Source organism: Acinetobacter sp. NBRC 110496, assembly GCF_000876115.1.
Taxonomy (GTDB): Bacteria; Pseudomonadota; Gammaproteobacteria; order Pseudomonadales; family Moraxellaceae; genus Acinetobacter.
In genome coordinates this window covers 17,354-39,983 of the sequence record NZ_BBTF01000009.1, presented here as the reverse complement: position 1 = coordinate 39,983, position 22,630 = coordinate 17,354, and the positions used below count along the sequence as shown (strand labels likewise).

Annotated in this window: 24 protein-coding genes; 21 read left to right on the top strand and 3 right to left on the bottom strand. The window is 44.4% G+C overall.

Features of this window, described 5'->3' with window-relative positions; genetic code table 11:
* Positions 1 to 36: 36 nt before the first annotated feature.
* The gene (locus Aba26S_RS06795; protein WP_005240552.1) at positions 37 to 1,251 is read right to left on the bottom strand and encodes an amino acid aminotransferase; all 1,215 of its coding nucleotides are present in this window, start codon (positions 1,249 to 1,251) and stop codon (positions 37 to 39) included.
* A 452-nt stretch (positions 1,252 to 1,703) separates the two neighbouring features.
* Here Aba26S_RS06795 and Aba26S_RS06790 point away from each other — a divergent pair, with 452 nt between their 5' ends.
* From Aba26S_RS06790 to Aba26S_RS06715, 16 genes are all read left to right on the top strand, one after another.
* Positions 1,704 to 2,414 (top strand): GntR family transcriptional regulator, encoded by a 711-nt coding sequence (locus Aba26S_RS06790; protein WP_005240550.1) that lies wholly within the window; start codon positions 1,704 to 1,706, stop codon positions 2,412 to 2,414.
* On the top strand, positions 2,407 to 3,291 hold the full coding sequence (gene prpB / locus Aba26S_RS06785; protein ID WP_005240548.1) for a methylisocitrate lyase: 885 nt from the start codon (positions 2,407 to 2,409) through the stop codon (positions 3,289 to 3,291). The genes Aba26S_RS06790 and prpB overlap by 8 nt, the downstream gene beginning before the upstream one ends.
* 269 nt (positions 3,292 to 3,560) lie before the next feature.
* A complete protein-coding gene (gene prpC, locus Aba26S_RS06780) occupies positions 3,561 to 4,718 on the top strand; it encodes a 2-methylcitrate synthase (RefSeq protein WP_005240547.1) in 1,158 nt (385 codons plus the stop codon).
* Complete coding sequence (gene acnD, locus Aba26S_RS06775) at positions 4,718 to 7,336, top strand: Fe/S-dependent 2-methylisocitrate dehydratase AcnD (RefSeq protein WP_005240545.1); 2,619 nt, start codon at positions 4,718 to 4,720, stop codon at positions 7,334 to 7,336. The genes prpC and acnD overlap by 1 nt, the downstream gene beginning before the upstream one ends.
* A 211-nt stretch (positions 7,337 to 7,547) precedes the next feature.
* Entirely contained in the window at positions 7,548 to 7,778 is a 231-nt protein-coding gene (locus tag Aba26S_RS06770) for an antitoxin (RefSeq protein WP_005240543.1), read from the top strand.
* Positions 7,778 to 8,197 carry a type II toxin-antitoxin system VapC family toxin gene (locus tag Aba26S_RS06765; RefSeq protein WP_010589822.1) on the top strand — a complete coding sequence of 140 codons (420 nt, stop codon included), beginning with the start codon at positions 7,778 to 7,780 and terminating at the stop codon, positions 8,195 to 8,197. Before Aba26S_RS06770 ends, Aba26S_RS06765 begins: the two co-directional genes overlap by 1 nt.
* 130 nt (positions 8,198 to 8,327) lie before the next feature.
* Positions 8,328 to 8,471 (top strand): zinc ribbon-containing protein, encoded by a 144-nt coding sequence (locus tag Aba26S_RS06760; RefSeq protein WP_004637424.1) that lies wholly within the window; start codon positions 8,328 to 8,330, stop codon positions 8,469 to 8,471.
* A 127-nt stretch (positions 8,472 to 8,598) separates the two neighbouring features.
* Positions 8,599 to 9,174 (top strand): DUF4126 domain-containing protein, encoded by a 576-nt coding sequence (locus Aba26S_RS06755; protein ID WP_010589821.1) that lies wholly within the window; start codon positions 8,599 to 8,601, stop codon positions 9,172 to 9,174.
* A gap of 43 nt (positions 9,175 to 9,217) precedes the next feature.
* A complete protein-coding gene (locus tag Aba26S_RS06750) occupies positions 9,218 to 9,919 on the top strand; it encodes a hypothetical protein (protein ID WP_005240538.1) in 702 nt (233 codons plus the stop codon).
* Positions 9,920 to 10,067: 148 nt separating this feature from the next.
* Positions 10,068 to 10,307 carry a DUF6868 family protein gene (locus tag Aba26S_RS06745; RefSeq protein ID WP_016653311.1) on the top strand — a complete coding sequence of 80 codons (240 nt, stop codon included), beginning with the start codon at positions 10,068 to 10,070 and terminating at the stop codon, positions 10,305 to 10,307.
* A 119-nt stretch (positions 10,308 to 10,426) separates the two neighbouring features.
* Positions 10,427 to 11,131, top strand: coding sequence for a DUF1003 domain-containing protein (locus Aba26S_RS06740; RefSeq protein WP_004656662.1), 705 nt, complete (start codon positions 10,427 to 10,429; stop codon positions 11,129 to 11,131).
* Positions 11,132 to 11,271: 140 nt separating this feature from the next.
* Positions 11,272 to 12,159 (top strand): DMT family transporter, encoded by an 888-nt coding sequence (locus tag Aba26S_RS06735; protein ID WP_005240534.1) that lies wholly within the window; start codon positions 11,272 to 11,274, stop codon positions 12,157 to 12,159.
* A 568-nt stretch (positions 12,160 to 12,727) separates the two neighbouring features.
* Positions 12,728 to 13,165, top strand: coding sequence for a hypothetical protein (locus Aba26S_RS06730; RefSeq protein WP_026040145.1), 438 nt, complete (start codon positions 12,728 to 12,730; stop codon positions 13,163 to 13,165).
* A gap of 111 nt (positions 13,166 to 13,276) precedes the next feature.
* Entirely contained in the window at positions 13,277 to 13,942 is a 666-nt protein-coding gene (locus tag Aba26S_RS06725; RefSeq protein WP_026040144.1) for a pseudouridine synthase, read from the top strand.
* 24 nt (positions 13,943 to 13,966) lie between these two features.
* Entirely contained in the window at positions 13,967 to 14,443 is a 477-nt protein-coding gene (locus Aba26S_RS06720; protein ID WP_005240528.1) for an N-acetyltransferase, read from the top strand.
* A 134-nt stretch (positions 14,444 to 14,577) separates the two neighbouring features.
* Positions 14,578 to 14,943, top strand: coding sequence for a ribonuclease E inhibitor RraB (locus Aba26S_RS06715; protein WP_005240526.1), 366 nt, complete (start codon positions 14,578 to 14,580; stop codon positions 14,941 to 14,943).
* Between the two features lie 61 nt (positions 14,944 to 15,004).
* On the opposite strand, the gene Aba26S_RS06710 is transcribed toward Aba26S_RS06715, so the two are convergent.
* Positions 15,005 to 15,472: an Lrp/AsnC ligand binding domain-containing protein gene (locus tag Aba26S_RS06710; RefSeq protein ID WP_004773316.1), complete on the bottom strand. Its 468-nt coding sequence runs from the start codon at positions 15,470 to 15,472 to the stop codon at positions 15,005 to 15,007.
* 139 nt (positions 15,473 to 15,611) lie between these two features.
* Here Aba26S_RS06710 and Aba26S_RS06705 point away from each other — a divergent pair, with 139 nt between their 5' ends.
* The 4 genes from Aba26S_RS06705 (at position 15,612) to Aba26S_RS06690 (ending at position 19,992) form a co-directional block, all read left to right on the top strand.
* Complete coding sequence (locus Aba26S_RS06705) at positions 15,612 to 16,868, top strand: D-amino acid dehydrogenase (RefSeq protein WP_005240523.1); 1,257 nt, start codon at positions 15,612 to 15,614, stop codon at positions 16,866 to 16,868.
* A 23-nt stretch (positions 16,869 to 16,891) separates the two neighbouring features.
* A complete protein-coding gene (alr, locus tag Aba26S_RS06700) occupies positions 16,892 to 17,995 on the top strand; it encodes an alanine racemase (RefSeq protein WP_016653310.1) in 1,104 nt (367 codons plus the stop codon).
* Between the two features lie 9 nt (positions 17,996 to 18,004).
* Complete coding sequence (locus tag Aba26S_RS06695; protein WP_005240519.1) at positions 18,005 to 18,364, top strand: RidA family protein; 360 nt, start codon at positions 18,005 to 18,007, stop codon at positions 18,362 to 18,364.
* Positions 18,365 to 18,555: 191 nt separating this feature from the next.
* The gene (locus Aba26S_RS06690; protein ID WP_043970906.1) at positions 18,556 to 19,992 is read left to right on the top strand and encodes an amino acid permease; all 1,437 of its coding nucleotides are present in this window, start codon (positions 18,556 to 18,558) and stop codon (positions 19,990 to 19,992) included.
* Between the two features lie 65 nt (positions 19,993 to 20,057).
* On the opposite strand, the gene Aba26S_RS06685 is transcribed toward Aba26S_RS06690, so the two are convergent.
* Complete coding sequence (locus Aba26S_RS06685) at positions 20,058 to 20,939, bottom strand: LysR family transcriptional regulator (RefSeq protein ID WP_043970904.1); 882 nt, start codon at positions 20,937 to 20,939, stop codon at positions 20,058 to 20,060.
* 165 nt (positions 20,940 to 21,104) lie between these two features.
* Between Aba26S_RS06685 and Aba26S_RS06680 the strand changes: the two genes are divergently transcribed.
* Positions 21,105 to 22,622, top strand: coding sequence for a CoA-acylating methylmalonate-semialdehyde dehydrogenase (locus Aba26S_RS06680; protein ID WP_043970902.1), 1,518 nt, complete (start codon positions 21,105 to 21,107; stop codon positions 22,620 to 22,622).
* Positions 22,623 to 22,630 lie beyond the last annotated feature (8 nt).

Below are 22,630 nucleotides of genomic sequence, written 5' to 3'. Positions count from 1 at the left end.
AAAAGGCGCCGTAGCGCCTTTTTAAATCGTTACAACTTAAGCTTTTGCAGCAGATTTTGCTAAAACTTCAGCCATAGCTTTGGCAACTTTGTATACGTTATTCATGTTCAGGCCTGCAACACAGATACGACCACTGCGTACCAAGTAGATTGCATATTCTTCACGAAGAATGTCCACTTGCTCAGCGGTTAAACCTGTATAGCTGAACATGCCTTTTTGATTCACAAGGTAGCTAAAGTCACGCTCAGGAAGGGCTTTAGTTAGCTCATCTTTTAAGATGCTACGCATTTTGATAATACGTTCACGCATCTCTTTCACTTCGCCTTGCCATTGTTGATTGAGATCAGCGTCATTTAACACTTGATCGACCAACCATGCACCTGTTGTTGGCGGGCTAGAGTAGATACGACGTACTGTTGCTTTCAACTGACCGAATGTGCATTTTGCTGCTTCAGCATCGTCACATACGAAAGTCAGACCGCCAACACGCTCACCGTAAAGTGAGAAGATTTTTGAGAACGAGTTGCTGACAATAAAGTTCAGACCTGCTTGGTCTAGGGCACGGATGGCATAAGCATCTTGTTCCATACCATCGCCAAAACCTTGATACGCGATGTCGAGGAATGGAATCAGGTTACGTTCTTTTAATACCACAATCACTTGATCCCATTGTGCTGGGTTCAAGTCTGCACCTGTTGGGTTATGGCAGCATGGGTGCAATAACACAATGCTTTGTTCTGGCAATGTTTTTAACGTAGACAACATCCCATCAAAATCAACACCACGTGTTTCAGCATCGAAGTATGGATAGAAGTTGCTCTTGATACCAGCACCATTGAAGATGGCAACGTGGTTATCCCAAGTTGGTTGGCTGACCCAAACTTCTGAATTTGGGAAGTAGGTTTTTAAGAAGTCTGCACCGACTTTTAATGCACCAGAACCACCCAATGTTTGAATTGTAGCAACACGACCTTGTTGAATTGCAGGGCTATTGGCACCAAACAATAAGGCTTGAATCGCATCACGGTAAGGTTTGAAACCTTCCATTGGTAAATAAAGCTTGGTTTGCGTATTTTTAGGGGCAATACGTTTTTGCGCTTCGATGATGGTATCAAGCTGAGGAACAATACTGTCTTCGTTATAGTACAAACCAATACTGAGGTTGACCTTTTCAGCACGTGGATCAGCATTAAACTGTTCCATCAATGAAAGGATCGGATCGCCTGCATAAGGTGGGATATGTTGAAACATTAACAATGTCCTTTTCTTCAACAAAGTGCATAGATGTCTGGGGAGGTCGGCGCTTTAGAAGCGGAACCTTTGATGCCCAATAATGTATCAATAAAGACTGCATGAAGCACGCTGTTATTTACATTTTGGTGCAGTATTTACTTACAAAATTTGTCGCTACAAGCTGATTATAAAGATTGTCTACAATCAAGCTGTCATACCATGGTCGTAGCATGAACAGTCTAAGCCTGCTCAGCCGATCAAAGCTTAGGTTTATGTGATGATTTTAAACATCATAACCTATTGTTTTATCTATTTTTATATGAGATTTTTGGCCGTGTGTTGATCAGCCGCTGAGTGATCACAATCCAGTAGAATTGAAAGCACTAGTCTAACTTACTGTCGACAATCCTATTGCATTTTTTCTTTTATCTGGTTATAAAATCATAAAAATTGTAGAGATTGTCGACAATATGCAAGATACCCTTGTTCCTCAAGCCCTCAGCACCAGTCAGGGAATGACCCTGACGGAACACGTATTCAAGCAAATTCAGTCGGCGATTGTATTGGGACATATTCCTGCGGGCAGCAAGATTTCAGAACCTGAACTGGCACGGATATATGGCATCAGTCGCGGGCCTTTACGTGAAGCGATTCACCGTCTGGAAGGGCAGAAACTGGTAGAGCGAACTGCCCATGTCGGTGCCCGTGCGGTGTCACTGTCGCTACAGCAGTTTCAAGAACTCTATCAAATTCGTGCTTCTTTAGAAGGCTTAGCCTGCAAACTCGCAGCACAGCATATTGATAAAAAACAGATTCTGGCCTTGCGTGATGTATTGCGGATGCATGCCGAGGATGAAAACTTTAAAGCAGGTAAGGGCTACTATCTACAAGAAGGCCAAGACGATTTCCATTACTGCATCATCAAAAGCAGTGGCAATAAAACCCTCGAAAAAATGTTATGCGATGAGCTGTATCACCTCATCCGGATGTATCGAATCCAGTTTTCAAATACCCCAGATCGACCAAGCAAAGCTTGGGACGAACATATCCGCATATTAGATGCGATTGCTGAAGGTGACGGTGAGCTTGCCGAAATGCTGATGCACCGTCACATCAATGCATCCTACAAAATTGTTGAGCAAACATTGCTACAAAATCAAGGAGAACAACAACATGGCTAAACAGTCTGCTGGTCAGCTATTCCGCGACGCGGTCGCAAATGAAAAACCATTACAAGTGGTCGGTGCGATCAATGCCAACCATGCGTTATTGGCAAAACGTGCAGGCTACAAAGCGATTTATTTGTCTGGTGGCGGTGTGGCGGCGGGTTCTTTGGGTTTACCAGATTTGGGTATCAGTAACCTTGATGATGTATTGACCGATGTACGCCGTATTACCGATGTCTGTGACCTGCCGTTATTGGTCGATGTCGATACAGGTTTTGGTGCTTCCGCATTTAATATCGCACGTACCACCAAGTCGATGATCAAATTCGGTGCTGCTGCGATGCATATCGAAGACCAAGTCGGTGCCAAGCGTTGTGGTCATCGTCCGAATAAAGCCATCGTGACTCAGCAAGAAATGGTCGATCGTATTAAAGCTGCGGTCGATGCACGTACCGATGACAGCTTTGTGATCATGGCACGTACTGATGCACTTGCAGTTGAAGGCTTGCAGGCAGCGATTGACCGTGCAGGGGCGTATATCGAAGCGGGTGCGGACATGCTGTTCCCAGAAGCGATCACTGAATTGGCCATGTATAAGCAATTTGCTGATCTGACCAAGGTGCCTGTTTTAGCCAATATCACCGAATTTGGTTCAACGCCATTATTTACGACGGAAGAATTGGCTTCTGCCGATGTCAGCATTGCGCTCTATCCACTGTCTGCATTCCGTGCCATGAATAAAGCAGCAGAAAATGTTTATGAGACTTTGCGTAAAGAAGGCACACAAAAGAATGTGGTTGACACCATGCAAACCCGTCAAGAACTGTATGAACGCATTAATTACCATGCGTTTGAACAATATCTTGATGGAACTTTTGCGAAGAGTAAATAATTTTACCCCCTCCTAACCTCCCCCAGAGGGAGAGGGATTTCACGAATTTAAGCCCTTCTTTCATGAAAGTCTTAGTAATCGTGAAGGCGGCATGGATGCCGCCACGTTGGGCTGCGGTAGCAGGGAAGCACCGTCAGGCCAACAAAGGATTTTTGCTTACTTTTGATCCCTCAAAAGTAAGTCCAGCCGAAGGCTTATCCTCAAATAAGATGAGAGTTCGGTAAGACACCGCTACGAAATTCACCAAAGGATATAAAAAGGACAATCTTATGAGTAGTAATGAAACAACAACAGGCTTCAAACCAAAAAAATCAGTTGCCCTCAGCGGACAAGTTGCAGGCAACACCGCACTCTGTACCGTAGGCCGCAGCGGCAACGACTTGCACTACCGTGGCTATGACATTCTTGACCTTGCCGTCGGTAGCCAATTTGAAGAAGTGGCACACCTTCTGGTACACGGCAAGCTTCCAAACAAAGCCGAACTCAAAGCCTATAAAGCAAAATTAAAAGCACTGCGTGGTTTACCCGCAGCATTGAAAACCGCACTAGAGCAACTGCCACCGTCTGCACACCCAATGGATGTGATGCGTACAGGCGTATCTGTACTCGGTTGCTTAACCCCAGAACATGAAGACCATAACGAAGCAGGTGCAAAAGACATCGCGGATAAATTAATGGCAAGCCTAGGCTCAATGTTGTTGTACTGGTATCACTTCAGCAACAATGGTCGTCGTATCGAAGTTGAAACCAATGATGACTCGATTGCTGCGCATTTCTTGCATCTATTGCATGGCGAAGCACCATCGGAAGAATGGATTCAAGCCATGCATACGTCTTTGATTCTGTACGCAGAGCATGAATTCAATGCCTCAACCTTTACGTCACGTGTGGTGGCAGGGACAGGTTCAGACATGTACTCGGCAATCACAGGCGGTATCGGGGCGTTACGTGGCCCTAAACATGGTGGTGCAAATGAAGTGGCGTTTGTGATTCAACAGCGTTATGACAATGCAGATGAAGCAGAAGCAGATATTCGTAGCCGTGTGGAGAAAAAAGAAGTGGTGATCGGTTTTGGTCACCCAGTCTATACCGTTTCTGATCCACGTAATGAAGTGATCAAGCAAGTGGCGCGTGAACTTGCTGAAGCACAAGAAAATACCAAGATGTATCTGATCGCTGAACGTTTAGAAGCGGTGATGAAAGAAGTGAAGAACATGTTCCCGAACCTCGACTGGTTCAGTGCAGTGAGCTATCACTTGATGGGCGTTCCAACGGCAATGTTTACCCCATTATTCGTGATTGCTCGTACTGCGGGCTGGTCTGCACACGTGATTGAGCAACGTCAGGACGGCAAAATCATTCGTCCAAGCGCCAACTATACTGGCCCTGAAAATCTTGAATTCAAACCATTGGCGGAGCGTGGTTAATGAACACAAAATATCGTAAACCGCTGGCGGGTACCCAGCTCGAATACTATGACGTGCGTCAAGCCGTTGAAGATATTCAGCCAGGCGCATATGCGACTTTGCCGTACACCTCGAAAGTGTTGGCTGAACAGCTGGTGCGTAAAGCTGATACAGAAAATTTAACTGAATACTTAAAACAACTGATTGAACGCCGTCAAGATACTGATTTCCCTTGGTATCCAGCGCGCGTGGTCTGTCACGACATTTTAGGTCAAACCGCATTGGTGGATCTTGCGGGTCTGCGTGATGCGATTGCAGACAAAGGCGGTGATCCTTCCAAGGTGAACCCCGTTGTGCCAACCCAGTTGATCGTTGATCACTCTTTGGCAGTGGAGTTTGGTGGCTTTGATCCTGACGCGTTTGAGAAAAACCGTGCAATCGAAGATCGTCGTAACGAAGACCGTTTCCACTTTATTGAGTGGACCAAAACCGCTTTTAAAAATGTCGACGTGATTCCTGCGGGCAACGGCATTATGCATCAGATCAACTTGGAGAAAATGTCTCCAGTGATTCAAAACCGTGACGGCTTGGCTTTCCCTGATACCTGTGTTGGTACCGATTCACATACGCCACATACCGATGCGCTTGGGGTGATTTCAGTCGGTGTCGGTGGTTTGGAAGCGGAAAACGTCATGCTCGGTCGCGCGTCTTGGATGCGTCTGCCAGACATCATTGGGGTTGAATTTATCGGTCAGCGTCAAGCAGGGATTACTGCAACCGATATCGTCTTGGCATTAACCGAGTTCTTGCGTAAAGAACGTGTGGTCGGTGCATATCTTGAGTTCTTCGGTGAAGGTGCTGACAGCATGTCTGTGGGCGACCGTGCCACCATTTCAAATATGACCCCAGAATATGGCGCAACCGCGGCAATGTTCTACATCGACCAGAACACCATCGACTATTTACGCCTAACAGGTCGTGAAGATGCGCAGGTGGCTTTGGTTGAACAATATGCCAAAGAAATTGGTCTTTGGGCATCGGATATGACCCAAGCACAATACCCACGTGTACTTCGTTTTGATCTTTCAGCAGTGACGCGTAACATTGCAGGGCCATCAAACCCGCATGCGCGTGTTTCTACCGCTGATTTGAAAGCCAAAGGTATTGCAGGGAATTTAGAGCTTGCCAAGGCACAAGAAGCAGAAGGTTTAATTCCTGATGGTGCGGTGATTATTGCTGCGATCACATCTTGTACCAATACTTCTAACCCACGTAATACCGTTGCTGCAGGTCTATTGGCACGTAAAGCCAATGAGCTGGGGTTGGTACGTAAACCTTGGGTGAAATCATCATTTGCACCGGGTTCAAAAGCAGCTGCGCTGTATCTTGAAGAAGCAGGTGTGTTGGGCGATCTAGAGAAACTTGGTTTTGGTATCGTGGCCTATGCATGTACTACGTGTAATGGCATGTCAGGCGCACTTGATCCCGTGATTCAACAAGAGATCATCGATCGTGATTTGTATGCGACTGCTGTGCTTTCGGGTAACCGTAACTTCGATGGACGTATCCATCCCTATGCAAAACAAGCGTTCTTGGCATCTCCGCCACTGGTGGTGGCGTATGCGATTGCAGGAACCATTCGTTTTGACATCGAAACAGATTCGCTTGGCAATGACAAAGACGGTAATCCAATTTACCTGAAAGATATCTGGCCTTCGGATGCTGAGATTGATGCGCTGGTGAAAGAAGCTGTGAAGCCTGAACAGTTCCGTAAAGTCTACATTCCAATGTTTGATCTGGGTGTGACAGTAGAGGCTGAAAGCCCGCTATATGACTGGCGTCTGCAAAGTACTTACATCCGCCGCCCACCGTATTGGGAAGGGGCATTGGCCGCACCACGTACCTTAGCCAATATGCGTCCATTGGCGATCTTAGGCGACAACATCACTACTGATCATTTGTCACCATCCAATGCAATCTTGATGGATTCGGCTGCGGGTGAATACCTGCACAAAATGGGCGTACCTGAGGAAGACTTTAACTCATACGCTACCCATCGTGGTGACCATTTAACGGCACAACGTGCCACATTTGCGAATCCGAAACTGTTTAATGAAATGGTGGTTCGTTCAGACGGCAGCATTAAGCAGGGTTCAAAAGCACGTGTCGAGCCAGAAGGCGAAGTGATGCGTATGTGGGAAGCGATTGAAACCTATATGAACCGTAAGCAACCGTTGATCATTGTGGCGGGTGCAGATTATGGTCAAGGTTCAAGTCGTGACTGGGCAGCGAAAGGTGTTCGTCTTGCAGGTGTGGAAGCGATTGTTGCCGAAGGTTTTGAGCGTATTCATCGTACTAACTTAGTGGGTATGGGGGTTTTACCGCTTGAGTTTAAAGCTGGTGTAAACCGTAAAACTTTAAAGCTGGATGGTACTGAGCTATATAGTGTGATTGGTAATATTGCACCGCGTTCGACTTTAACTTTAGTGATTGAGCGTGCTACAGCGGATGGTAAGGAAGAGATTCTGGAAGTGCCTGTGACTTGTCGCTTAGATACTGAAGAAGAAGTGTCTGTTTATGAAGCGGGTGGGGTATTACAGCGTTTTGCGCAAGACTTTTTAGAAGGTCAAGTGGCTTAATACTTTGATCTGAAAGTGATTGATATTGTGATGAAAAGACTCTACTTCGTGTAGGGTCTTTTATTTTTTATAAGAGGAGGATACTTAGGGTTGAAGTGAAGGATTATAGTGTTAGTCAGTATTGTGCTTTTATTTTAATTAAATTTTGTTGGTAAAATGATCAAATAGTATCTATCATAAGGTATATATCAAAACGGTTGGAGTAGCGACAATGTCTACCGCAAAAGTTTTTATGACCGGGCGCAGCCAAGCGATTCGTTTACCTAAAGAATTTCGATTTGAAGGTACAGAAGTTGAAATATTTCGCCGTGGTGATGAAGTGATCCTACGTGAAAAGCCAATTACCGCGGAACACTTATTCAATGTATTGGCACAAATGCCAGATGATTTTTATGCAGAAGAAAGAGTGGATCAACCACCACAAGAACGAGAAGAATTGTAATGCAGGCACAATATTTATTGGATACCAATATTTGTATCTATATCAGCAAACATCAGCCTGAAAGTGTCCGTCAGCATTTTGAAAAACATCTTCCCAATCGGAATATTTTAATCTCGGTGATTACCTTGGGCGAACTACGTTTTGGCGCTGAAAAAAGTCAAAGCAAAGAAAAAGCATTAAAAGTCATTGATGAGTTTACCTCAATGATTCAAGTCGCCGAATTAGATGAAGATGTTGCGGATCATTATGCACAAATACGTCAAGCGCTTTCTTCTAGAGGTCAGATCATTGGATCTAATGATTTATGGTTGGCAGCGCATGCCAGAGCAAATAATTGGGTAATGGTCACCAATAATGAAAAAGAGTTTTTACGTGTTGATGGATTGCGTGTGGAGAATTGGGTATCGAATCCCTTGTAACTCGTTTAAATTTTAAATAATCATCAAACTTCACCTTTCCGCCACCACCACTTGTCGGGAAGGTCAATAAATAATCAAAACTATCACGCTATAGTATATGTACCATTTCTAAAATCTATGGAGAACAAAGATGGTCACTGCTGGCGAAAAACCTGGAACAGGCTTCTATTTTTGTGTTCAATGCGGACACCGCACCTATTTAGAAATTGGTACTGATCGTTTACCTCCGTGTACCAAATGCCTTGGCAATCAATTCAACAGTAAGAATGCCTAAGCCGCAAAATACCAAATAGTTACCCACTGTTTGAATAAAAGCCCTATCCCTTGATAGGGCTTTTTGTTACCTTAAAAATAAGATGTAAATAACAAGACCTGTCATAGGCATAGAAAGGAAATCCATGATGGAAACAATTTTAGGACTGTGTATTGGCGTGGGCCTAAGTGCAGCCTGTGGTTTTCGTGTCTTTGTGCCGCTCTTGGCCATGAGTATTGCCACCTTAATGGGTTGGTATCAACCTACCCAAGGCTTTGAATGGCTGGCACTTCCATCGGTCTGTATGGCATTGGGTTTTGCGACCATTTGTGAAATTGCAGCTTACTATGTGCCGTGGGTGGATAACCTGTTAGATAGCATTGCCACATCAGCGGCTGTGGTGGCAGGTACACTGACCACAATGGCAGTCAGTAGTGGTGAAATGTCCCAGTTTGCCACTTGGGCTGCCGCGCTAATCGTTGGTGGTGGAACAGCAGGCGTAGTACAAATGAGCACGGTTGCGGCACGTGGGGTTTCGACGGCAACTACAGGTGGGTTGGGTAATTTTGTGATCTCGACAGGTGAGTTGATAGGCTCAATTGTGTTATCGATTCTGGCCTTTATCATGCCTGTGCTGATTGCGGTCTTGGTGATCGTTTTTATTATCGTTGCTGCACGCTGGATTCGTGCAAAAAAACAAGAGAAACTCAGCCATTCCTCATAAAAACAAGAACACCGTTAATAACTTGAATGGAGCGATATAAAAGATGATAAAGACTCAAATACTTGCAACATTATTAGCATTCTCAAGCCTATCTGCACTGCCGCAAGTCAGCTTTGCCCAAGAGCCACCCACAGCAGAAGAGCTTCAATTAAGCAAAGACAAAGTCACCTATAAAGCCTATATCCCTGCAAAATACCAACTTTTTAAAGCCATTGAAGGCGACCTGAATAAAGACGGCTTAAAGGATGTGGTGCTGATCGTCAAAGCCACTGATCCCAAAGCCTTTGTCGATCATGAATATTATGGACAGTTAGATCGTAACCGCCGTGGCGTCATTGTTTTACTCAATGAAAAAGGCAAATACATACCTATTGTCAGTAACCTCAGCTGTTTTAGCTCTGAAAATGAAGATGGCGGCGTCTATTTTCCACCTGAGCTATGGATGGAAATTAAAAATAACCTACTCAGTATTTATTATTCACATGGACGTTATGGCTATTGGCGTTATCTGTTTCGGTTAGACGGTAATGATCTGCGTCTGATTGGCTATGATGATTCAAGCAATCATGGGCCTCTCATTCAAAGCCAAACCAGTATTAATTTTTTAACAGGCAAAAAAGTTTTTCGTGAAAATTTAAGCCAAGACCCAGAACAAGATCCAAGCTTTAAAGAAACATGGAGCAAAATCAATCAGGCACCGATCTATCTGTCCAAAGTAAAGGACTTTGATGATTTAAATTTTTAAGAGCGGGTGATTATTTTGATGATTGCTGCCATGCACTGGCACCGCTCAAACTGCCAAGAGAAAGAGATTGATTTGCGCTAAGTATTTTAAGTTTCAGATCATAAAAACCGCTTAAAATAACAACAATAGCCAATGGAGGGAAACCGTCATGAATGCTTTCCAACTCACACAATTTTTTCTTTACATGACGATCTTGAATTATATCGTTTTAATCCTTTGGTTATTGGCCTTTGTCTTTGCAAAAGACTCGATTAAACGCCTACATAGACACTGGTTCAGCTTATCTGAGCAGCAGTTTGATGCAATTCACTATGGTGGGATGGCGATCTATAAAATTGCTATTTTATTATTCGGTCTCGTGCCTTATCTTGCTTTAAAGCTGCTCTAACAGACGATCTTTTTTCGGTTTAAGCTTACAAAAGCATCACGGGCAACTCGATGCCGCAGGATAAAATTGAATAACAATAACCAGATAAATGAATAAATCTCACAAAGAGAGGATAGAGCATGAATGGGAAAACAGAGTGTCAAAACTGTATTGTTTGTAAAAAAAGCTTTTCTATTAAAAGCTTGATTCCACTTGGAACGCTACGTCGGGTCATTACAGAAGAAATTGAACAAGATTTTCCAGAATGTGGGGCACAGGATTATATTTGCCTGCCAGATTTGACCAAGTATCGAATGCAATATGTACATTCACTATTAAACTCAGAACAAGGTGAAGTTTCAAATCTAGAAAATGATGTATTACAGAGCATGCAACATCATGATTTAATTAATAAGAATATAGAAACTAAATTTGACCAAGACTGGACCTTGGGAGAGCGACTGGCAGATAAAATCGCATCATTTGGTGGGAGTTGGACATTTCTGATTTGTTTTGCCGCTTTTCTGGCGATTTGGATCTTGGTCAATACCGTGGTCATGGTGAAACATCCTGCGGACCCTTATCCCTTTATTCTGTTGAACCTGATTTTGTCCTGTTTGGCTGCAGTACAGGCCCCTATTATTATGATGAGCCAAAACCGTCAGGAAGCTAAAGACCGTTTACGCTCAGAAAATGACTATAAGGTGAATCTCAAAGCAGAGCTGGAAATCCATAATTTACATGAAAAAATGGATCATCTGCTGATGCATCAATGGGATAGACTGGCAAAAATTCAGGAAATACAGCTCGACCTACTGACTGAAATGAGCAAGAAGAAACAATAGATGATGGATTGAATCAACACAGGCTAGTGTTGCATTGCTTGTGAAAAAGATGCACTAGAACTTAAGATTTGAAGATGACCATCGAAAAAATAAGCAGAACAGCGTAAATTAGCGGCACTTATAATATTGCGCTCAAGCTTATGATGATGACTTGGATTCTGTTCACGCTCATGGCTGCATTTATGCAGGCTTGGCGCAATGCTTTTCAAAAACAGCTCAGTACAACGGTGGATGTCTATGGCACCACACTGGCGCGCTTTATCTTTTCACCGATCTTTGCCTTTAGCTATTTGGCCTTTCTCTATTGGCATCAGCCTGTCACAACATCGGTGCATTTTACCGATAAATTCTGGCTGTATATTGTGATTGCAGGCATTAGCCAGATCTATGCCACTGCCTTGATGGTGAAACTGTTTCAGCAAAAGAACTATGCCATCGGTGTCGGACTTGCCAAAAGTGAAGCGATCTTGGCAGCCTTGGTCGCTGTTTTGTTCTTGCAAGAACATCTCAGTGCGTGGGGTTGGGTCGGCGTGGTGATGGGTGCATTTGCGGTATTTTTACTGAGTAAAGGAAAACAGCAGTCTGATCTGTCCTTGAAAACCTTGATGATTGGACTGGGTAGTGGGCTGTGTTTTGCCATTACTTCTCTATTGGTGCGTGAAGCCAGTCTAGAACTGAGCGTATTGCCATTCTTGCACCGCGCTGCTTGGGTACTGTGCAGTTTGATCAGCTTTCAATGTATTGTACTGTTGATCTATCTCGGATTTTTTAGCCGACCGACGCTGTATAAAATGTGGCAGCGCATGGGTTTAACTTTAAGAGTCAGTATCTGTAGCTTTTTGGCTTCAGTCGGCTGGTTTAGTGCCATGAGTATGCAGACCGTGGCAATTGTCAAAACGCTGGGTCAGGTGGAGATTCTATTTAGTTTGTTGATTTCAGCTTTTTTCTTTAAAGAAAAACTCGCCAAGACCGATCACTTAGGTCTGTGGCTGGTGATTGTGGCGGCCATTATGGTGATTTGGGCCTAAACTAGAAGCTGTATTTGAAAAAATACACATGTAAATTTGAATTTATCGGAATATAAATCGTCATTTTTTATTGGATATGGAAAATATTTCAACTTTTAGCAATCGGTGTGCAAAATTATTTCATTGATAATCGAAAATAGCTGTTTTTAGGAAAACAATCCCGCCGTGATCTGCCTAAACTATGTCTCAAGGGTGTGAAAGGGATCGAAAAGAGTAGCATGCACCGACGCTTATAAAGCAAGTGTGTACGAACCCAAAAGGTCTCGATTCGGCTTAGGACGCTATAGATCAAAAGTTTATAGGCAAAGGTTATGGCTTACAAAGTCATAGGTGTTGAAGTAAACAACCTCTGTTTTCCCTTGATACCCTAAAAATTTAAGTAAATAGAAAAGAATAATCAGACCTAAATAATAAAAACTGTATCAATAAAATAAAAAATGAATGTGAAATGAATCCTGAAATCCTGCCATTGTGAATATAGGTCGATATTTTTATATTAAAAAACAAAATGATATAATTACTTCGTATTTAAAAATTAAAAAAAATGACAGTAATAGGTCACAGCATGATGAATCAGTTCGAGCTTAAAATCCGCTATCCGCATCAAATGAATCACAATGAAATCGATCATGTGGGCAGATTCGATTTGGCAACTATTTTAACCAAATTTGACGAGATGACGTGGCGTCAGCAGTTGGTGCGTCAATTGCAACTCAATGGTGTAGATACCCATTTTATTGTGACAGATCACCGTACTGAACAGACCTGTGTGATTACTCTGGATGCCTATGCCAAATCACAACAGCTTGAATTTAAATTGGACAGTGATATTCCCACCATCATTGCGAAAAAAGATCTGTTTGGTTTGCTGACACGTAAAAGTAAAGAGCATATTTCATTTAAACAACTGAGTCTTGCACGAGTTAAAGATTATCTGATTGCTTTTTTAAATCAGGATATTGCAACACTGGAACAGCATTATCAACAAGGTCTGAGCAAGGGGTAAAGACAGCCTCTTGATTGTGCGGGTATCGCATTGAAATGAGATGTTGCGAAAGCCAATGACACTACTATAATCGTTCCCCATCCAGAACCTGATTCAATGTATGCTGCACTCATGCCTTTAAATGACAACTTTGTTTATGCACCCCCGCAAACACCCCTTGAGATCGCCTATGAAGATGAAGATTTGCTGGTGATCAATAAGCCCGCAGGTTTATTGTCGGTGATGGGGCGTTTACCAGAACATCAGGACAGTGCTTATTTACGGGTTTTGGAACAGTATCCTGCGGCCAAAGTCACGCATCGACTGGATATGGCAACCTCAGGCCTGTTGATGTTTGCCAAACATCGCGATGCGGAAGTGGCGATCAGTAAAATGTTTCAGGCACGGACTGTCAAAAAATATTATCAAGCACTGGTGCAGGGTCAGATTCAGACAGAAGGCTGCGTGGAAGTGCCCTTGATTACGGATTGGGAAAACCGTCCGCGTCAGATGGTGCATTTTGAATTGGGCAAGCCCGCCAAAACGCTATTTCAGTGTATGGCATATGATGCAGCAACTGACCAGAGCCGCGTGCGTTTAGAGCCGGTGACAGGACGTTCTCATCAATTACGGGTACATATGATGCATATCGGTCATCCGATCATGGGCGATAAGCTTTATCATCCAGAACCCGCCAAGTTCCATTTAACACGTATGGCGCTGCATGCGGCTTATCTGGCCTTCAAGCATCCGTTAAAATTGCATGATGTTGAAATTCATTCTCAGGTAAAGTTCTAAATCGAACCATCAATAGGCAAGTCCATGTATGCACCTCAACAAGCTGAATGGTCAACACTCTCCGAGATACAGCAACTACAACTCAAGGCACTTTTATTAGATGCCGATCCAAGCTGGGAGCAGGTGTCGCGCTATCTGTTCCAGTCAAAGCTCTTTATCATGTTAAATGATCAGGCACACATAATTGCCCAGCTCTGTTTATGGCAAAGTGATGATGAGCAAGCTGAAATTAAAAATCTGGCTGTAGATCCACACTATCAAGGGCAGGGCTTAGCCAAAGTATTGATTCAGCAGGTCATTGAAAGCGCCAAACTGCTCAATATCCAGACCCTATGGGTGAAAACGGGCAACTCGAGTCTGGACCAATTGGCGTTGTATCAGAAATGTGGCTTCCGTCTGTCCCATATCGAGCCAGATGTTTTTAAAGATTACCCAACACCGATGTATGAAAATGGCATTCGTTGTCTCGACCAAGTGGTACTTTCCATCGGTTTATCTTAAACAGCCGCGAGCGGATGTTTTAGCTTGATTATTTTTTGACTACAATATTGCTATTCACACGTCTAAAAACTGCAATAAAAATCGGTTACTCTATAGCCAAATACCAATTCCAAAACACAACAAAGGATATGCATATGACACGTGACTATGAGCAATTTCCAGACAACGATAATGGCAATGTACTGTGGCAGATGGTTGAAGATGGCAATGACCTGAATGAGCCACATGAGGTTGAATTTTCCATTGTTTTTGAAAAACAGGAACAAATTGAAAAATGTGCCTTACATCTTTTACATCAAGAACAGAAAATTTCCTTGTTTCAGGAAGAGCAGCACTCGGACGGGTCTGATCTGTGGGTGCTGAATATTCATGTCAATATGACGCTGGAATATGAAGACATCGCTGATCTGGAAGAATGGATGACCAAGATCGCGAAAGAGTTTAATGGCGAATATGATGGCTGGGGCTGTATGAGCTATATTTACGATGAAGATGAATAATCCATCTTGCTATTTAAAAAAGCCCGGAATTTCGGGCTTTTTTATTGTAAGGGAGGTGGCTTTAAACGCCCATATCCAGATATAACGATTCTTTCACCTCTTCCATCACCACATAACTATGCGAGGATGCAGAGGCAGGCAGTTTTTTCAGTAAATCACCTAATAGGCGGCGATAGGCGCTCATTTCTTTAAGACGGGCTTTGACCAGATAATCAAACTCACCTGAGATCAGATGGCATTCCAGCACTTCGGGGATATCGACTAAATCCCGAGCCACCTGATCAAATACATCACCCGATTTAGCTGAAAGTTTGATCTCCAAAAACACCAACAAGTTGCGATCCACATATTCTGGATTGAGACGGGCGTAATAGCCCATGATGATGCCTTCACGTTCCAAACGCTTGACCCGCTCTGAGCAAGGCGTGGTGGATAAGTTGACCCGTGACGCCAATTCACTGATGGCAATCCGGCCTTCACGTTGCAAAATGTCCAAAATCAGGCGATCAATACGGTCTAATTTACGCATCATTTATTCCCTTTTATTTTAATTTTTCCGTGACGAAAACATTAAATTACCTAGATTATAGCGATAAAATCAGTGAAAAAAACTATTGATCCAAAAATATACTAGTTAAATAACCTAGTGTGTGCTTGAGGGATCTATTATGCGCGTAATTGTTTTAGGAAGTGGCGTCATTGGTGTGGCAAGTGCCTATTATCTTGCACAACAAGGTGCGCAAGTGACGGTACTTGACCGTCAATCAGGGCCTGCCAAAGAAACCAGTTTTGGTAATGCAGGCCAAATCTCTCCAGGATATTCAACCCCGTGGGCAGCGCCGGGCATTCCATTCAAAGCCGTGAAGTGGATGTTCCAGCATCATGCGCCATTGGCGATCAATATTGATGGCAGTATGTGGCAGTTGCAGTGGATGGCACAGATGCTGAAAAACTGTAACCCACACAGCTATGCCGTGAATAAAGAACGCATGATGCGTGTGGCAGAATACAGCCGTGACTGTTTGCGTGATTTAAGAGCACAAACTGGCATCAACTACGAAAACCGCTCTAAGGGCACCTTACAAGTGTTTCGTAGCGAGGCGCAACTTGAAGCAGTACAACGTGATATTCAAGTGTTGCAAGAATGTGGCGTCGACTTCGCTTTACTCAATGCGCAAGAATTGGCCAGTGTTGAACCCGCTTTAGGGTATACCGATAAATTGGTCGGTGGCCTCCATTTACCCAATGATGAAACGGGAGATTGCTATTTATTTACCAATGCTTTGGCAAAATTGGCCCAAGATTTGGGTGTGGAATTTAAGTTCGATCAAAATGTCGAAAACCTGATTGTTGAAGGCGATGAGATCAAAGGCGTCAAGGTTAATGGTGAAATCCTCACAGCGGATCGTTATGTCTTGGCCTTTGGTAGCTATTCTCGTGATTTCTTAAAACCACTGCAACTGAATTTACCAGTTTACCCTGTGAAAGGGTATTCACTGACCATTCCGATTGTCGAGCCAAAATTTGCACCACAATCAACGGTACTGGACGAAACCTACAAAGTGGCACTGACACGTTTTGACCAACGGATTCGCGTTGGGGGCATGGCAGAACTCAGTGGTTTTAATCTAGGGTTAAAAGAAGATCGTCGTGCCACTTTAGAGATGGTGACACAGGACTTGTTCCCGGGTGGGGATTTAGCTCAAGCTTCATTCTGGACAGGCCTACGTCCAATGACCCCAGACAGCACTCCAATCATCGGTGCAACCCAGTACAAGAACCTGTTCCTGAATACGGGACACGGGACTTTAGGTTGGACCATGGCTTGTGGTTCAGGCAAATTGATCAGTGATCTGGTCATGAACCACCGTCCTGACATTAGCACGGATGGTTTGTCGATTCAACGTTATTCACACGCTGCTTAATTGCACAGACAGGGAAGTGAATTATGCCTCGTCCAATTACTGCGGTGATCCATGCCCAAGCCTTACGCCAAAATCTTGCGGTGGTAAGGCAAGCAATGCCAAACAGCAAAGTGTTTGCGGTGGTTAAAGCCAATGCTTATGGGCATGGCATTGAACGTGTTTACGAATCATTTAAAAGTGCGGATGGCTTTGCCTTGCTCGATCTGGACGAAGCAAAACGTCTGCGGGCTCTGGGTTGGACAGGCCCAATTCTATTGCTGGAAGGAATTTTCTCGGCCCAAGACCTGTTTGATTGTGCCCAATACCAACTCAGTTTTACCGTGCACAATACGCAACAGGTGGCGTGGATACAGCAGCATGCTTATCCAGCCCAGTTCGATATTTTCCTGAAAATGAACAGTGGTATGAACCGTTTAGGTTTCAAGCCGCAACAATATCGGGACATTTGGCAGCAGCTGAGCCAGTCGGACAACATTGCCAGCATCACTCATATGATGCATTTCTCCGACGCTGATGGTGACCGTTTTGGTGAAACCGGAATTGACTATCAACTGCAGCAGTTCGACGCCGCGATTGCAGGCTTGCCTGGCGAAAGATCGGTCAGTAACAGTGCTGCAATTTTAAGATATCAGACCCAATTACAATCGGACTATGTACGTGGCGGCATCATGCTGTACGGCAGTTCTCCCGATTATCCCAAACATACCATTCAGGACTGGGGCCTTGCTCCGGGCATGAGCTTGCGCAGCGAGATTATCGCCGTGCAACAGCTCGATGCGCAGGAAAGTGTCGGCTATGGTTCCAGTTATGTAGCCGAGCAACCGATCCGAATTGGCATCGTAGCCTGTGGCTATGCCGATGGTTATCAACGTATTTCAGCAACAGGAACCCCTGTTCTGGTCAATGGGATTCGGACCCAGATCATTGGACGGGTCAGCATGGATATGCTGGCGGTAGACCTCAGCCCGATCCGCGATGCCGATGTCGGCAGTGAGGTGGTGCTTTGGGGTCAGTCCAGTTCAGGCACAGTTTTAGCCATTGATGAAGTGGCAGCAGGTTCAGGCACCATCGGTTATGAACTGATGTGTGGCGTGACTGCACGTGTTTCATTTATTACTCAGGAATAAGGATTTCTTATGTCTAACTCAGATATTCAAAAGCTCAATACCAATGAAGTCATGAGCGCAGTGACGGTCTTCAATCAAGTGGTATATTTATCAGGACAAGTACCTAAAAATGCCGAACTGGATATTGAAGGGCAAACCCGTGAAGTGTTGGCAACCATTGAACAACTTTTGGCTTCAGCAGGAACCGATAAATCACGTTTATTGTCTGCGCAATTATTTTTAAAAGATCTTTCAGATTTCCCTGTGGTGAATACTATCTGGATTGACTGGTTAAAAGGTCATGTTGCGCCTTCGCGTGCCACCATTCAGGCAGACTTGGTCAATCCGAAGTGGTTGATTGAAATTGCAGTCGTTGCAGCACAAAAATAAAGCGATCCGCTTTATTTTTGTTTAAAAAATATAAAAAAAGAAGAAAAGTAACGTATTTGCAGTAGATAAAACGTAGTCAGATACGTATTTTCTTGCAATCGAAATGAGTCAGCCGTCTTTAAAAGACAGCTAGGGTATGGCGTATAAATCAAGTGCTGACTCATTTAGGAAAAAAGTAAAAGGAACTTTATATGACGGTGACATCTCATCAGTCAGAAGGCGAACAGTCGCCCCAAGACTTACAACGTAAACTCTCCAATCGCCATTTGCAGTTGATCGCCATCGGCGGTGCCATTGGTACAGGGCTCTTTATGGGCTCAGGCAAAACCATCTCTTTGGCAGGCCCATCAATTCTGTTTATTTACATGATTATTGGTGGCATGTTCTTCTTCTTAATGCGGGCGCTCGGTGAATTGTTACTTGCCAACCTGCATTACAAATCCTTTGTCGATATGGCGCATGATCTGATTGGGCCATGGGCTGGCTATTACATGGGCTGGACCTATTGGTTGGGTTGGGTGCTGGTTGGTATTGCCGATCTGGCTGCTGTGATTAATTATCTCACCTTTTGGCTGCCCGAAGGCACCATGTTTACCCCGATTGGACAGGCCGCCATTAGTGCCGGCTGTGTATTGTTTGTGCTGTTCTTAAACTTGCTCACTGTACGCATGTTTGGTGAAATTGAATTCTGGTTTGCGCTGATCAAGATTCTGGCCATCATTGGATTGATTGGTGTCGGTGGCTATATGATTTTTAGTCATTTTCAGGCACCGCATGGCACGGTCGCTTCATTGAGTAATGTTTGGTCGCATGGTGGTATGTTTCCGAAAGGCTTGGATGGTTTCTTGGCAGGCTTCCAGATCGCGGTCTTTGCCTTTGTTGGGGTGGAACTGATTGGAACCACTGCAGCTGAAACCAAAGATCCGCATAAGAATTTGCCCAAAGCCATTAATGCGATTCCGATTCGGATTATCTTGTTCTATGTCTTGGCCTTATTGGTGGTGATGTCAGTGACACCTTGGAATATTATCCGTGCCGATAAGAGTCCGTTTGTGGAGTTGTTCCTGAATGCAGGGATTGTGACCTCAGCGATCATCATGAATTTGGTGGTATTGTCTTCGGTGATGTCTTCTATGAACAGTGGCGTGTTCTCCACCAGTCGGATGCTGTTTGGTTTATCTAAAGATGGTCAGGCACCCAATGCCTTTGGTCGTTTATCGAAAAGTGCTGTGCCTGCCAATGGTCTGATCTTCTCGTGTGTGTTCATCATGGGCGGGGCGGTGTTGCAATACTTTGTGCCGAATACCCTTGAGGCTTTCACTTTAGCCAGTTCACTGTGCGTGATTCTATTCATTAGTGTCTGGAGTCTGATCATGGTGTGCTATCTGCGCTACCGTAAATTACGTCCAGAATTACATGCTCAATCCAAGTTTAAAATGCCAGGTGGGGTGTTGATGTCTTATGTGGTAATCGCTTTCTTGCTGTTTGCATTGGTGATTTTGGCACTTGAACCAGATACCTTAAAAGCACTGTATGTTAGCCCATTGTGGGTGGTCATTTTGGCGGTGACCTACCAGCTGTTGTATAAACCCCGCATGAAAAAATTGGGGCGTGAATTGGCACAATAGTTCATGTCTATTGAGTAAAAAACCGATCTCCATTGATCGGTTTTTTTATGTTCTGGTCATGGTGCTTAATCCACCAATAAGTGCTGATATTGATCGGCCTGTTTACGTAGATAATCCCAGACCAACTTGATACGGGGTTCATGCTGCAAATCGACAAAGGTCAGCATCCAAAAGGTATGCGTGTAGCGCACCTGTTGCTCTAATACGGTCTCCAGTTCAGGTTTATCATCAGCCAGAAACTTGGGCAAAATTGCCAATCCTGCACCCGCACTTACGGCAATCTGCTGCGCTAAAATACTACTGCTGCGAAAGTTGGCATTCAGTTTTAACGGTAAACGTTCCAGACAGTACAACTCGGGGCTATACACCAGATCATCAATATAATTGACAAAGCGATGTGGAGTTAAATCCTGCAAATGCCGAATCGGTGGATGCTGAGACAGATAGCTTTTGCTGCCATAAATTTTTAAACAATAATCCGAGAGTCGCGTAATGATATAGGGCCCTGAGGTTGGTCGTTCAATGGAGACCACAATATCGGCTTCGCGATGTGACAGCTTGATCATTTTCGGTACTGGAATCAGGTCAATGGTGAGCGAGGGATATTGTATGGAAAACTCCGCTAATAAGCGTGCCAAAAATGCAGTACCAAAGCCTTCAGGTGTGCCAATTCGCACACGCCCTTGCAAAGGTTGATCAGGCTTTTCAATTTGCAAGAAGGCATATTCCATTTGCTCAACCCGTGGCACCAATGCCAAACCTTCTAGCGTGAGTTCATAACCCGAGGCTTCACGTTTAAATAAGGTCACCCCTAAAGCTTGCTCTAAGGCCTGAATCCGCCGTGCCACGGTACTGTGTTCCACCCCGATGATCCGTGCCGCATTGGTCAGGGTTTTGGTGCGTGCCAGTACTAAAAAAAACTGTAGATGATCCCAATCCACTTTCATTGTTATGGTCGTCCATGTGCATATTTGCACAACGATCGTGCATTAATTTGCGTTGGTGGTCAAAGCTTTCTTTGTTAGTCTCGAATAAAAGCTGAATAAAGAAAATACGACGATCGATATTTTCTGAACATTGAACACAATAAAAATACGGCCTATGGAGAGGTTATGAACACAATCCAAAATATTCAATTGGAAACAGCCAAGTTACTCATTAACGGCAGTTTTATCGAATCAGAAACCCAACGATGGCAAGACATTATTAATCCTGCAACGCAGGAAGTGATTGGTCGTGTGCCATTTGCGACGGTGCAAGAAGTTGATGCAGCAATTCAATCTGCACAAGCAGCATTTGCTTCTTGGCGTCAAACCCCGATTCAGGCGCGCATGCGCATCATGCTGAAACTGCAAGATTTGATTCGTACCAATATGAAAGCGATTGCACAGGTGCTGACCGCTGAACAGGGTAAGACCTTGGCCGATGCGGAAGGCGATATTCAACGTGGTCTGGAAGTGGTTGAGCATGCCTGTTCAGTTGGCACTTTGCAGATGGGTGAATACGTTGAAGGTGTGGCGCGTGGCGTCGATACCTATACGGTACAGCAGCCTTTGGGCGTATGTGCGGGGATAACCCCATTTAATTTCCCCGCCATGATTCCGTTGTGGATGTTCCCGATGGCGATCGTCTGTGGCAATACCTTTGTGTTGAAGCCTTCTGAACAAGATCCGCTTTCGACCATGATGTTGGTGGAACTCGCGATTCAGGCCGGTATTCCAGCAGGGGTGCTGAATGTGGTGCATGGTGGTAAAGAAGTGGTTGATCGCCTGTGTACCCATCCAGATATTAAAGCGATTTCCTTTGTTGGTTCGACTGCAGTGGGCACCCATGTCTATAACCTTGCAGGGCAGCATGGTAAACGTGTGCAATCGATGATGGGCGCGAAAAACCATGTGGCGGTAATGCCCGATGCCAATAAAGAACAAACCTTAAATGCTTTAGTTGGTGCGGCATTTGGTGCAGCAGGGCAACGTTGTATGGCACTGTCGGTCGCTGTGATGGTTGGTGAAAGTAAACACTGGATTCCCGAGTTGGTTGAAAAAGCCAAAACCCTAACTGTGAATGCAGGCCATGAACCCAATACCGATATTGGCCCGGTCATTTCAAAACGTGCCAAAGCCCGTGTACTGGATTTGATCAATAGCGGAGTCGAGCAAGGTGCAGAACTGTTGCTGGATGGTCGTGATGTTCAGGTGTTGGGTTATGAGGACGGTAATTTTGTCGGTGCAACCATTTTCAGTGGTGTAAGCACGGATATGCGCATTTATAAAGAAGAAATCTTTGGACCTGTACTGGCGATTATTTGTGTCGACACGCTGGAGCAGGCGATCGCATTGATCAATGCCAATCCATTTGGTAACGGTGTGGGATTATTCACGCAAAGTGGCGCAACAGCACGGACTTTCCAGAACCTGATTGATATCGGTCAAGTCGGCATCAATATTCCAATTCCTGTCCCTGTACCGTTTTTTAGTTTTACCGGTTCACGTGGTTCAAAACTGGGTGATTTAGGCCCTTATGGTAAACAGGCGGTGCAGTTCTATACTCAAACTAAAACCATTACCAGCCGCTGGTTTGAAGACAGTCACGAAGTGGGTAGTGTCAACACCACCATCAATTTACGTTAAGGGGATCA